The organism is Ferrigenium straubiae (genome assembly GCF_051257895.1).
Classification (GTDB): Bacteria; Pseudomonadota; Gammaproteobacteria; order Burkholderiales; family Gallionellaceae; genus Gallionella; species Gallionella straubiae.
In genome coordinates this window covers 344,914-358,286 of sequence record NZ_CP194331.1, presented here as the reverse complement: position 1 = coordinate 358,286, position 13,373 = coordinate 344,914, and the positions used below count along the sequence as shown (strand labels likewise).

At 61.1% G+C, this 13,373-nt stretch carries 9 protein-coding genes; 3 read left to right on the top strand and 6 right to left on the bottom strand.

The window, feature by feature from the left end; all coding sequences use genetic code 11:
- Positions 1 to 13 precede the first annotated feature (13 nt).
- Positions 14 to 2,044, top strand: coding sequence for a thioredoxin domain-containing protein (locus ACRRNM_RS01695; protein WP_435626522.1), 2,031 nt, complete (start codon positions 14 to 16; stop codon positions 2,042 to 2,044).
- 138 nt (positions 2,045 to 2,182) lie between these two features.
- Here the strand turns inward: ACRRNM_RS01695 and ACRRNM_RS01690 are convergent, their stop codons facing one another.
- Together ACRRNM_RS01690 and ACRRNM_RS01685 are read right to left on the bottom strand one after the other, a co-directional pair.
- Positions 2,183 to 3,130 (bottom strand): S49 family peptidase, encoded by a 948-nt coding sequence (locus tag ACRRNM_RS01690; RefSeq protein WP_435626521.1) that lies wholly within the window; start codon positions 3,128 to 3,130, stop codon positions 2,183 to 2,185.
- A gap of 21 nt (positions 3,131 to 3,151) precedes the next feature.
- Positions 3,152 to 3,808, bottom strand: coding sequence for an HAD-IIIA family hydrolase (locus ACRRNM_RS01685; RefSeq protein WP_435626520.1), 657 nt, complete (start codon positions 3,806 to 3,808; stop codon positions 3,152 to 3,154).
- A gap of 309 nt (positions 3,809 to 4,117) precedes the next feature.
- Here ACRRNM_RS01685 and ACRRNM_RS01680 point away from each other — a divergent pair, with 309 nt between their 5' ends.
- Positions 4,118 to 8,548 carry an IPT/TIG domain-containing protein gene (locus ACRRNM_RS01680; protein WP_435626519.1) on the top strand — a complete coding sequence of 1,477 codons (4,431 nt, stop codon included), beginning with the start codon at positions 4,118 to 4,120 and terminating at the stop codon, positions 8,546 to 8,548.
- Positions 8,549 to 8,626: 78 nt separating this feature from the next.
- Here ACRRNM_RS01680 and ACRRNM_RS01675 read toward each other — a convergent pair whose 3' ends face one another.
- Complete coding sequence (locus tag ACRRNM_RS01675; RefSeq protein WP_435626518.1) at positions 8,627 to 8,764, bottom strand: hypothetical protein; 138 nt, start codon at positions 8,762 to 8,764, stop codon at positions 8,627 to 8,629.
- Positions 8,765 to 8,787: 23 nt separating this feature from the next.
- Between ACRRNM_RS01675 and rlmM the strand changes: the two genes are divergently transcribed.
- On the top strand, positions 8,788 to 9,849 hold the full coding sequence (rlmM, locus tag ACRRNM_RS01670; RefSeq protein WP_435626517.1) for a 23S rRNA (cytidine(2498)-2'-O)-methyltransferase RlmM: 1,062 nt from the start codon (positions 8,788 to 8,790) through the stop codon (positions 9,847 to 9,849).
- A 118-nt stretch (positions 9,850 to 9,967) separates the two neighbouring features.
- On the opposite strand, the gene ACRRNM_RS01665 is transcribed toward rlmM, so the two are convergent.
- The 3 genes from ACRRNM_RS01665 to msrB form a co-directional block, all read right to left on the bottom strand.
- Entirely contained in the window at positions 9,968 to 10,825 is an 858-nt protein-coding gene (locus ACRRNM_RS01665) for a putative phage abortive infection protein (protein ID WP_435626516.1), read from the bottom strand.
- Between the two features lie 293 nt (positions 10,826 to 11,118).
- Complete coding sequence (locus ACRRNM_RS01660) at positions 11,119 to 12,762, bottom strand: cytochrome c biogenesis protein DipZ (RefSeq protein WP_435626515.1); 1,644 nt, start codon at positions 12,760 to 12,762, stop codon at positions 11,119 to 11,121.
- Positions 12,763 to 13,257 (bottom strand): peptide-methionine (R)-S-oxide reductase MsrB, encoded by a 495-nt coding sequence (gene msrB / locus ACRRNM_RS01655; RefSeq protein WP_435626514.1) that lies wholly within the window; start codon positions 13,255 to 13,257, stop codon positions 12,763 to 12,765.
- Positions 13,258 to 13,373 lie beyond the last annotated feature (116 nt).

Here is a 13,373-nt window from a genome sequence, read left to right as displayed (position 1 = left end):
AGAGGTGCAACCGATGAGCAATCAGTTGGCACTTGAAACCAGCCCCTATCTGCAGCAGCACGCCAACAATCCGGTGGACTGGCATGCGTGGAACCCGGAAACGATGCGCCTCGCGCGCGAGCGGGACAAGCCCATCCTGCTGTCGATCGGCTACTCGGCCTGCCACTGGTGCCACGTCATGGCGCACGAGTCGTTCGAGGACCCCGAGGTGGCCGCGCTGATGAACGAGCACTTCGTCAATATCAAGGTGGACCGCGAGGAGCGCCCCGACCTCGACCAGATTTACCAGAATGCGCACTACCTGCTGATGCAGCGCGGCGGCGGCTGGCCGCTGACCATGTTCCTCGCGCCCGACGGCACGCCGTTCTTCGGCGGCACCTATTTCCCGAAACAGGCGCGCTACAACCTGCCCTCCTTCGCCGACGTGCTGCGCCGCGTCGCGCAGATATACCGCGACAAGCGCGCGGAACTCGCGGCGCAGGGCAAGCAACTCGCGGCGGCTCTCGCCAGCCTCCAGCCCGCACGCGGCGGAGAAACGCCGCTGAACGGCGACCCCATCGAACAGGCGCTGAGCCAGCTCGGCGAAGAGTTCGACAAGATCAACGGCGGCTTCGGCGACGCGCCCAAGTTCCTGCACCCGGCGGAACTCGACCTGCTGCTGCGCAATGGGCACGAGAGCGGCGACGAGTTCGCACGGCACATGGTGCGCCACACGCTGCAGAAGATGGCGCACGGCGGAGTGTACGACCAGCTCGGCGGCGGCTTCTGCCGTTACAGCGTCGATGCCGAGTGGAGTATCCCGCACTTCGAGAAGATGCTCTACGACAACGGCCTGATGCTGGCCCTGTACAGTGCCGCGTGGCAGGAATACCGCGAGCCGTTGTTCGCGCGGGTGGTGGAGCAGACCGCTGCCTGGGCCATGCGCGAGATGCAGTCACCCGAAGGCGGCTACTACTCGTCACTCGATGCCGACTCGGAACACGAGGAAGGCAAGTTCTACGTGTGGCGGCGCGACAAAATCCGCGGCCTGCTGAGCGCCGAGGAGTACGCCGTCGCCGCGTCCCGTTATGGACTGGATGGCCCGCCCAACTTCGAGCAGCACGCCTGGCATTTGCGCGTCGCGGAGCCGCTGGAGGCAATCGCGCAGCGCCTGCATCTCTCCACCGAGCAGGCGGAGGCGCTGATCGCAAGCGTGCGCGAAAAACTTTTCGCCGCGCGCGAGAAGCGCGTGCGCCCTGGCCGCGACGAAAAAATCCTCAGCTCGTGGAACGGACTGATGATCGCCGGTATGGCGCGCGCCGCGCGCGTGTTCGGCCGCGAAGACTGGCTGCACTCGGCGCAGCACGCGATGGATTTCGTGCGCAACACCCTGTGGCGCGACGGAAAATTGCTGGCGACATACAAGGACGGCAAGGCGCACCTCAACGCCTACCTCGACGACCATGCCTTCCTGCTGAACGCCGCACTGGAATTGCTGCAGGCCGAGTTTCGCAGCAGCGAACTGGCCTTCGCGACGCAGCTCGCCGACGCGCTGCTGGCGCGCTTCGAGGACAAGGAACGCGGCGGCTTCTTCTTCACCAGCCACGACCACGAGGCGCTCATCCAGCGCAGCAAGACGGGGCAGGACGACGCCACGCCTTCCGGCAACGGCATTGCCGCTCAGGTTCTGTTGCGCCTCGCGCTGCTGACCGGAAAAGAAGAATACCGCACGGCGGCGGAGCGCTGCCTGATGCTGTTTTTCCCGGCGATACGCGAGGCCGTGAGTTACCACTGCAGCCTGTGCGCCGCGCTTGCGGAGTACCTGCAACCGCCCGGCCTGCTGGTACTGCGCGGCAAGGAGGCCGCGGCGTGGCAGGCGGCGCTGCGGACGCGCTATCTGCCTGACATGCTGGTTGTGGCGCTAAGCGAGGAGGTTGCCGGCCTGCCCGAGGCGCTCGACAAGCCGCACACCGAGCAGACCACCGCTTGGCTGTGCCGCGGCACGCAATGCCTGCCACCGATCACGGAGTTAGATGAGTTGATTGATCAGCTGGCAGGTCGTTGAAGAATGCCAGGATGATGTAGATCAGGTTAGGCGCGGTTTTCTGCACCGTAACCCAACACGTTGGCGCGCCTTATCCGCCAGTGCGCTGCTTTCAGTAGATTGTTGGGTTACGCAATAAAGCCGCTAACCCAACCTACATTAGCGTAGCGAAGCGCCGCCCTGCGCCGAGAACCCGATCGCACTCGCGACCCCCGCACCGAAGCGCTTCGCCAGGCGGTCGGCGAAGTTTTCCTTCATCGTGAAGTCCACGATTTTTTCCGCCTTGATGACGTCGCGCGCGACCGACTCCACGCTGCCCATGCCGTCCGCAAGCCCCATCTCGATGCCGCGCTGACCGTTCCACACGAGGCCGCTGAAGGTGTCCGGCGTTTCCTTGAGGCGCTTGCCACGGCCCTGTTTCACCACGTCGATGAACTGCTGGTGGATTTCCTCGATCATCTGTTTGGCGTAGGCCTGGTGCGCCGGATTGGCGGGCGAGAACGGGTCGAGGAAGCCCTTGTTGGCGCCGGCGGTGATGAGGCGGCGCTCCACGCCGAGCTTCTCCATCGTGCCGGTGAAGCCGAAACCGTCCATGAGCACGCCGACCGAGCCGATCAGGCTCGCCTTGTCCACGTAGATTTTGTCCGCCGCGACCGCGACGTAGTAGCCGCCGGAGGCGCAGATGTCCTCGACCACCGCGTACAGCGGAATCTGCGGGTGTTTCGCGCGCAGGCGGCGGATTTCATCGTTGATCTGCCCGGCCTGCACCGGGCTGCCGCCGGGGCTGTTGATGCGCAGGATCACGCCCTGGGTGTTCTTGTCCTCGAACGCATCCTGCAGGCTGGGGATCAGGTTGTCGGCGCTCGCCGCGCTGTCCACCGAGATCACGCCCTGCATGTCGACCAGCGCGGTGTGCTTGCCGGTGCTCAGCGCCTTTTCCGAGTTGCCGACCCAGCCCATCACCAGGAACAGGACGAGAAACAGATAGCCGAAGGTCAGCGTCTTGAAGAAGATGCCCCAGTGCCGCGCGCGGCGCTGCTCCTGAACGGCCGACATCGCGAGCTTCTCCAGCACGCCGCGTTCCCAGTTGTTGTTTTGATCCGACATTACATTTCCTTCAATAAGTTGTTAAGCGTTGGCCCTCAGCCACGCGCGCAATTCCGCGAAATCCTTCACCTGCGCGAGCGGCTTCAGTTCCCGCAGCTGCTCCGGCGGGTGTGCGCCGTATTCCACCGCCACCGCGTCCACCCCGGCATTCTGCGCCATCTGCATGTCGTGCGTGGTGTCGCCGATCATCAGCGCGCGCCCGGCATCGACCGCGAGTTCCTCCAGCAGTTCCAGCAGCATCGCCGGATGGGGCTTGGAGAAAGTCTGGTCCGCGGTGCGCGTGGCGTGAAAGTATTTTTCCAGTCCGGTGGCTTCCAGCACCCGCTCCAGCCCCATACGGCTCTTGCCGGTCGCCACCGCGAGCCGGTAGCCCGCCTCGTGCAGCTCCGCGAGCGTCTCGCGCGCGCCCTCGAACAAGGGTATCGTCCGATCCTGCGCCAGAAAATGATGGCGGTAACGCTCCACCAGCGGCCCGTACATCGACTCCGGCGCATCCGGCACCGCATGGCGCAATGCCTGCTCCAGCCCGAGTCCGATCACGTGGCGCGCCGCCTCGTCGCCGGGAACCGTCAGCCCCAGGTCGCGGCACGCCGCCTGGATCGAACCGGCGATCACCGCCGTCGAATTCATCAGCGTGCCGTCCCAGTCGAACACGATCAGATCATAACGCCTTGCCATGCCTGCCACCAAAAAAACGAGGCGCGGATATTACCACGCCATCCTCTTCGCCATTTTCATTGTAAAAAGAAACAGTAACCGTAAAACCCGCTACCGGCGGGTTCCGTAAGCCTGTACGGTTTCGATGCGGATCGGCTACGTCTTTACTGCAAAAATAAAGGCGAAATCTTCAGCACTTTAAGGTTGTCACCCAACTGATTCGCTCGGCCAATTGTTTAACAATCCATCCCCCGGAAGTTCCGTCTTTTGTCAGAAATGGACCATGAATTTCCGAATTCCTGTGGCAATTCCTTAAGTAGGGAGGATGCGATGAAAAATACCATGGCTTTATCCAACAGCGCGGTTCGACTGCTTTCGATTATCGCGGTCTTCTTCATGATTGCGGTTTCAGGAGCAGCCTTCGCCGCCTCCACGATCGGCGGCGGCATCTGGACCGGCGCACGATTGCCGAATGGCAGCCCGAAGATGGTCGGGAACGCCCCGATAATCAACGATGGGGTGAGGCAGGTCAAAGTCATGGTCCAGGATCTGGATACCGGCGACTTTGTCGCTTACGGAATGGTCGCGCCGGGCGCCAACACCTGGTCAGCGACAGTCCCGGGGCCTGGCAACTATCTGGCCATGTTCATGGCGGACGGCCATGACGTAACCAGCCGCGAATACCATGTCCCCTCCGACGGTGTCGCGGTAGCGCAGGAGGCCTATCTTCCGCCCGCGCCGCTTCCCAAGGCCAATCTTTTGCTCTACGCCTTCAAGGATCATTACGTCAACAGCGAAGACGACTACCCGATGGACTATGCCCTCAAGGGCGTAAAGTTCATCGTTAAAAACGAGAAGGGGGTGGTCGTCGCAGAAGGCATAAGCGGCTCTCAGACAATGGCGGATATGCCCGCCGGGGCGGGGCCGGACATAAACGGGCTCTATTACTTCAGAAACCTCGAACCAGGGAACTATGAGGTGACGGTGGATACGATGGGGCCGATACAGATAAGCGACCCGACCACAGGCACGCTCGTGAATGCACCCGGCGGCACTCAGTGGTACCAGATATCTTCGACGGAAGGAACGAACGTTGAAGAGGTAACACTTTATCCCGGCGACCCCGGCACAACTGCCGGCGGCTACTGGACATGGTTCGCGTTCGTCGACAAGCAGCAGCCGCTTCCGGCCGGCGCCGACGCCGGCTCGATTTCCGGAAGACTCTTCGACGCCGACGGTCCGTGGTTCCCCCTGATCGAGCCTTTCAATCCGCCGCCTCCGCAGGATCAATTCGTCACGCCGAATCTCTATGTGCCCAAAGGGCTGCTGGTGCTCTACCCGAACATCCAGACCGTCGGTGTCGTAAAGCCGATCGCCACGACTGAGGCCGACCCGGTGACAGGCGAATACACCTTCTCGAACGTCCCGCCGGGCAACTACCGGATATACGCGATAGACCTTCCGCTCGACTACATCTGGCAGGAAACGCAGGCGACTGTGACGCCCGGCGCAGCCGTAACCGGAGCGGATATCTATCTGCCGCGCTGGTTCGCCAGGCTGTCCGGCGCCGTCTACGATGTGGCCACCGGGCTTACGGTGCCCGGTGCGAAAGTCACCCTGAGGATCGAGGACGGCAGCGTCTGGAAGGAGACCGTCACGGATGCGAACGGAAACTATTCCTTTGACAGGCTTCCTGAAGTGGAGGTGCTCGGCGTGGTGAGCGTCGAGCCTCCTCCGGGATACCGGGCCTTCATGATGTGGCCGGTAAACCAAAGCTACGACATGAGTTCGAGCACCGTGCAGTGGTATACGGCGAATTACCGGGCCGACCTTCTGCTCCAGCCGATTCTCCCGACCGAAGGGGTCATAAGGGGCTTTGTCCACAACGACAACCTGGAACTCAAGCCCGACGCGTCGGGGAAGATGGTGTGGCGCGCCGACGGGCTGTACGACGAGAATGAAGAAAAGACTTTCAGCGGGGTAACGGTGGAGCTTCTCGATGCTGCCGGCACCGTTGTGGCGTCGACGGTGACAGGCGGCATAGACAAGGCCGATCTCATCGCACAAGGCTGGCTGCAGCCCTACACATGGCCAGTCGATGAATTTGGCGGGGTCTTCATGGGCAAAACGACCGGCCAGTACGAGTTCCGGGGACTCGCCCCCGGAAGCTACCAGGTAAGGGCCGTGCTGCCCGCCGGATTCTCGGCGGTCGAGCCCGGCGGGGTGAAACCGGTGGCATTGGCCGGCGGCAGTTCCGCAAGGGCGGACCTCGGCATCAAGACCGAGGCGCCGCTGGCCGGAGAGATCGAGGGAGGCATATTCGACGACCTCAACCTCGACCCGAACCCACTGAGCATCTGGTTCGACGAGAAAGCCGTCATCGAAGGCGCGCCGCTGGGCGTCTACGACCACCTCGGCTACTTCCTCGGTTCCGCGAAGATGGGCGGCCCGTTGTGCTACGCCGGTTCGACGATATGCCCCTGCGGCACGCCTGGCGTAACCCCCGGCTGTCCCGTGCAGACGCCCGAGGTCGGCATACGCGTGGCTCCGGGAACGCATATCTTCGTCGGCAACGACCCCGCTTTCCCGAACAACGGCTACCGGCCCGAATTCGACCCGCTTCCCTGGACCTATAGCTTCGGCCAGGGCAAGAACAAGTTCGAGGCCGACTGGTCGCTCATCCCGACTGCGATGGCCATGCTGGACGGCGGGGCCATGCCGGGCGGGCCTCTCGGCAACGACCTGATCACGCCGCAGAACCAGCCTGTGATCGTCAGCATCACGCCGTTATCGCCGCCGCCGGCCGCGCCGGTCGTGCAAGGCGGTTACTTCAACATGCTCGCCCTGAACAATACGGCAACAATGACAGATGCCGGAAGCATCCAGCTGGCCCTGGCTGCGACTACCACAGCTACTGCGCCTGCCGGGGTGGTTATGAGAATCGACGGCATGAATTTCGGCGACAAGCAGCGCTACTCCACAGTGACTCTCTCCGGCGTGAAGCTTGTAGTCAAGTCGTGGAGCAACACCGCCATAGTCGTAACCATCCCGGCCGATTCGATAATGGGAGCGCTTGTAGTCTCGACCTCCACCGGCATCTCGAACGCGATGTACCCGGATCTCGTCTATAGCGCAAAAATGACGCAAAACATGAGCGTCAGATCGGTATTTGTCGATGCCGCAGCGACTGGCGGGGGCAATGGCAGCCAGGGAAGTCCTTACCGCACCATCAACGAAGCACTTGCCAAGCTGCCCGTGGTGACAGGTCCCAAATATGTGTTCGTGCGCCCCGGAACCTACAACGAAAGGATACAGATCAGGAAGAACGATGTGAACCTGATCGGCTACGGAGCCCACGAAACCATCATCAATGGCAGCGGACCCCTGACGATTTCACCCAAGGGAGTGAGCCGCGGCGGCCCGGTCGTCTTCATCGGCCGCGGCGGGAAACTTGGGGCAGTATCCAGGGTAACGGTCAGCGGCTTTACCATCGAAGGCGGTTCCACCAAGGGCAAGAGCGGCGGCGGCATCTTCGGGGATTACGGAAACGCCAACCTCGACATCAACACCTCCATCATTACCCGGAACAGCGGCGAGTATGGCGGCGGCATCTGGCTGCACAAGTCCAACCACGCAGTCAGGATATGGTCGAACGTCATCGCGGCCAACGGTGCAGTAGGCGGATACGGCGGCGGCATCAGCGTCAACGACGAGCCCGTGTACGGGCCAGCCATCCCCTACGGCGCGAACGAGCATGTGATGGACGATGCAAATCCGCCGCTCAAGACTGCCTACAATATCTACAACAACCTTGTCATCTACAACGTATCTCCTGATTACGGTGGCGGCATGTCGCTGTACGAGGCCAAAGACATGCTGAATGTAATCGGAAACGTAATCATGGAGAACAAATCGTACGACCACGGCGGCGGCATCTTCTTCGAAGACTGTGGCGCGGTAGACCTCTCCGGCAACCTCTTCATGCACAACTACGCCGCAGACGACGGCGGCGCGGTGAGCTTCGAAGACGTGGGCGACAACACCTCGACAGTGAAGGTATACAACAACCTCTTTGCCGAGAACATCGCCGACGACATGGGAGAAAACACCGCCCGCGGCGGCGCCCTTGCCTTCGATGACACGCTCAGGGCAGAGGTCTACAGCAACACCATCGTGGGCAATGTAGCGGCCGGCACCAACAAACCGCGGGGTGGCGCCATAGACGCCGAGCGCCACGGCCACGAGTATATGAACCTGAACCCCGCATTCAGCGATGTAAAAGTCTACAACAACATCATCTGGAACAACTGGCGCCTTGACTACAGCCTCGACCACAGGCGTAACAAGGAGTTCGCGGGCCAGAACTATCTGATGGGCGTGAATTATGTCTGGACCCAAGACAACCTGCATGTGGACAACCCCGCGGTCCAGGGGGAATGGGCCAGCCAGAACAACTCCGAGAGCTTCACGAAGGTCGAGTACAACAACCTCTCGGATGGCAGCTATGCTGCACGCACCGGGAACATGAATGCCGATCCCGCATTCGCAAACCCGATGGTTTACAACTGGCATCTGACCCGTGGCTCGCCGGCATCCAACAAAGTGCCGCTGGTATCCGCGCCCTTCCGCGACCTGGAATACAGCCGCCGTATAGTGGCTGACGGGTTTGCAGAGATGGGAGCCTATGAAGTGCTGGTCCCGCAGCCGAATATCCTGATGATTCCGGCGATCAGGAACATCATCACGATGCCGAAGCACTAGGAAGCAGGCCGCACAAGGAGCCATGATGCGAATATCGGGGCCGGGAGAATATCCCGGCCCCGATTTATTAAAGAAGGGTCATAAAACAAGGAGGCACTGGGTGCAATTGCTGCCGAATGCGGCGATAATGCCCAGCACATCGGCGAGGCCCGGATAAAGCCCTTTTGCCGATCCAAAGCCCAACCAACCCGCAATATCGCCCTGGCCCAGGCTCATGCCTGGATTGAAAAAACACCGTCATGCAAACGATCCCGCTCACTCATTGGCTGCTCTATTGCCGCCCCGGCTTCGAACAGGATTGCGCGCAGGAAGCCCTGCGCCAGGCCCGCCAGCAGAAGCCTGTCATCGCCGAACAGCCCGCCATCGTCGCCGACAGCGGCTACATCGTGGTCGCGCTGAACGAACAGCAATTAAGCTATCGCGAACTGATCTTCGCGCGCCAGTTGATCCGGCTGGACTACATCATCGAGGAACTGCCGGAGCGCGACCGCCTCACGCCCATCCTCGACGCCCTCGCCGGCCTGCCCGGCCCCTTCGGCGCGCTGTGGCTGGAAGTGCCGGACACCAACGAGGGCAAGACCCTCTCCGCCTTCACGCGCCGCTTCCAGCCGCTGCTGGAGGAAGCGCTGCGCGAACGGGAATTGTTGCAGGATGATCCGCGCTCTGCCCGTCTGCATATTTTTTTCCCCGACAAATCCACCGCGCTGATCGGCCGCAGCGACCCATACAACGGCGCGCCCTGGCCGATGGGCATCCTGAGACAAAGCATGCCCGCCGAAGCGCCGAGCCGCTCCACGCTGAAACTCGCCGAAGCCATCGAGGTGTTCATGGACAAGAGCGAACAGTCGCGCCTGCTGCGACAGGGCATGACTGCGGTCGATCTCGGCGCGGCACCCGGCGGCTGGACTTGGCAACTGGTGAAGCGCGGCCTGCGCGTGGCCGCGGTGGACAACGGCCCGATGAAGGGCGTGCTCGCGAATCACCCGCTGGTGCAGCACCTCCGGCAGGACGGTTTCAAATACACACCGCGCAAGGCGGTGGACTGGCTGGTGTGCGACATGGTGGAGAAGCCTTCGAGGGTCGCCGACCTGATCGCCTCATGGTTCGTTGCGGGATTCACGCGGCACGCGATCTTCAACCTCAAGCTGCCGATGAAACAGCGCCTCGCCGCGCTTGATGCCGCGCTGAACGGCATCCGCACAAGGCTCGACGAAGAAGGCATCAGCTACCGGATGCGTGCGAAACAGCTCTACCACGACCGCGAGGAAGTAACGGTGTTTCTGGTACGGACTAAGAAATGACGGTTTGCGTGGCTCAACCTATCCTGCGAGCTCTACCAAGAGGCACAACGTAAAGCTTGAGAAGTGCGGAGGCAGCATGCAGAGCTTGCCGACGACGCATCCCCCTTAAAAGCACAAGTTAGGTTGCACTTTCGTTCTCCTCCCACTCAAAGTAACCACTTTGGAAGAGCGACGACACATCAAGCTCTGTCTTCGGATCAAAAAAGTCTTTGGGGATGTTCTGGACCATTCTGTATTTTTCTATAAATCCTTGTCTCCACCAGTTACTACCAATTGGAGTTAACGAGTTGAGAAGCAGTAGTGCCTGCTCGTGGTTTGATAGCTGAGCACGGATGGTTTTTACGTACTGATACTTATCGATATCTATGGTCTGCTGATCGACATAGCGTACAGCTTGATACAGATGCCTGTAGTAATGGCCGAGACGCGACTGGTGACCCTCAAATGGAACATAGGCCAGTTTCTTTTCGTTTTGAATGGATTGTTTCACTGTTAGGCTATCCAGTTTCGTTATAAGGTCTGAGGCAAAGCCGGATGGAAAGTCAGAGAGGGATTGATTCAGCATGCGACTTGAATTAGGGCCAGTCCCGAAGAACAAGCAGTTGTAGGTAATGTGCATAAGCTGTTTCTGAGATAACGGTAGAGAGTTTTTGCCTGAAATCTGCTTCACTATCTCCAGTGCTGATCGAAATTCACGTACGAGAACCACGAACAATTTGCGGCCAGCAACGCCCTGAACCTCCAACTCTGCGACGTTATCGCGGTGGAGACGAAGTAGCTCAAAGTACTTTGCTTCGAAGTTGAGAACCTGCGCAGAGCGGCGTTGATTTCGAAGTGTTGATGTCAAAAGCACTACACTGGCCAACGCGAAGAAGGTACCGACATAGCCCCCTACGAAATCACCAAGTTGCCCGGCACCCTCCGGGTTAACTGTATCAGTAGCTCTAAAAGCCTCTGCGATGAAGATCAGGTTCATCGCTATTAATCCGACGGCAAGAATCAGTATCTCAATCCAATGCTCATGAAACCATCCCTTTGCTTGCGTAGGGCTTTTAGCTGACTGTTTTTTGTGAATGAGTGACATATGCATATTTGTGCATCTAACGTGAAGTAGCCTAGACGGAAAACTATCATTGGTTGAACGTCGTTTGGCAGTCCACGCACCCTACCCGAGCATCCCACTCAAATCAATAGACCGAATTATCTATACATTCCGACCTATTGATAAACATGCTATCTCCTAATCACCACGAGAGTTCTTGCAGCTTCTTATCCAAACGTAAACGCATACGCCTCCAGCCCCGGCTCCTCGCTGCGAATCTCGATCAGGCCGTTCTTCGGCGTCTTCTGGTCGATCAGTTCATAGAGCGTGTTGCGCTCGACGGTGAGCGCGCCGCCGGGCGCATCCTTGCCTGCATTGCTCCCCACCGGCTCGCCGTTAAGCGTGACGGTCGCGTGCAGCGGCTTGCCGCTGGCGCTACCGAGCACGAGGAACGCCTTGCGCGCCTTGAAGTTGAGGCGCAGCGCCCCACCCTTTCCGCTGACGATCCTCTCGCGCTCCACCTTCCACTTGCCGCTCAGCGCCCACTGGTGCTCCGGCAGGAACGCGGGGAAGCGGTAGCTGCCTTCCGCATCGCGCGCCACGCGCTCCCTGCCGCCGAAGCTGTCCGCGCGCAGGTAGCCGAGGTAGGTCTCGGGCGTCTGGCCGAGCGCGAAGGTCGGGCCTTCCACCGCTATGGTCTGGCCCTTCTCCTTCAGGCCGAGCAGGTAGCGGATGTTGTTCTCGGTCACGTCGTACTTACCCTCGCCGAAGTGCGTGTAAACCACCTGCCCCTGCCGGTCGATGAGGTAGTGCGCGGGCCAGTAGCGGTTGTTGAAGTTCAGCCAGGTAGAGAGCCGGTTGTCCTGCGCGACGGGATAGCGGATGCCGTGCTGCGCGATCGCGGCCCCGACGTTGTCGGTCTTCTTCTCGAACTCGAATTCCGGCGAATGCACGCCGACGATCACCAGCCCCATGTCGCGGTACTTGCGGTCCCAGTCGGTGAGGTAAGGCAGGGTGCGGATGCAGTTGATGCAGGAGTAGGTCCAGAAGTCGATCAGCACGACCTTGCCCCTGAGCCCCTGCATCGTGAGCGGCGTCGAGTTGAGCCAGGTCTCGATCTCGGCGAATTCCGGTGCGGGGTAAGGCCTGCCCAGCCCTTCCCGTAGCGCCAGTTCGCCGCGCAACACCTCGGGCCTGGCCTTCGGCATGAACAGTGCCTCGATGTTCGCGCCAGATGCGATCCATGCGACCGACAGCAGGATCAGCACGCCGAAGCCGCGGCGCACCGCCTCGGTGTGGCGGACGAAGAATCCCAGTTTGCCCATGAGTTTTCTCCCGGTCAGCGCGATGAGGAGCATCGGCACGCCCGCGCCGATGCCGAACGCGAAGATCACGAGGTTGCCCGCGAAATCCGCTTCCTGGCGGATCGCCTGCACCAGCACCGCGGCGAGGATCGGCCCCGCGCAGGGCGTCCACACGAGGCCGATCAGCGCGCCGATGAAGATGCCGTTGAGCAGGCCCTCGCCCTGCCTCGCGGCGAGCTCGTTGCCAAAGCTCGCCATGCCCTGCGTCAACGTGCCGAATTTTTCCGAGAGCCTAGATGACAGCAGCACCAGGCCGAGCAGCGCGAGCATCACGAGCGAGGCGTCCTTGACGAGGTCGAGATCGATACCCAGCAGCGAAACCAGCTTGCGCGCAACGATGGCGAACAGGGTGAACGCGAGCACGAAACCGAGGATGATGCCGTACGGCCTGCGTCTGCCGCCACCCGCCGAGGTGGCCAGCACCAGCGGCAGCACCGGCAGGATGCAGGGCGAGACGATCAGCGCGAGGCCTTCGAGGAACGCGAGGCCCACGTCGAGCGCGTTCATTCAGGCCTTGTCCGGGACGAACTTCAGCGCCACGCCGTTGTTGCAGTAGCGCATCCCCGTGGGTTTCGGGCCGTCGTTGAACAGGTGGCCGTGATGGCCGTGGCAGCGTGCGCAGTGGTATTCGGTGCGCGGCAGGACCAGCCGGTAGTCGATGCTGGTCTCGACGGCGCCGGGCAGCACATCGTAGAAACTCGGCCAGCCGGTGCCGCTGTCGAACTTGAATCTGGAGGGGAATAGCGGCAGGTCGCAGCCGGCGCAAAGATACATGCCGCTACGCTTCTCGCGGTCGAGCGGACTGGAATGCGGCCGCTCGGTGCCTTCCTGGCGCAGCACGTAGTATTGCTCGGGGGTGAGCAGCCTCTTCCATTCCGCATCGCTCCTGACGATCTTGTCGATGCGTCCGGCGGCGAAGGCCTGCCCCGGCATGAGGAATCTCGACATCGCCAGCGCCCCCGCACTGCCAGCCGCCAGCGTGATGAATGCGCGCCTGTCCATGCCACACCTCCCATCCTGCTGAATGAAGGAGGCCATTATAGGCTTCGCGGTGGATAAAGAATCTGGGGGGAAGACTGTAGAGGAATCGGAGTGCCGCAGGTTGGATCAGCGGCTTG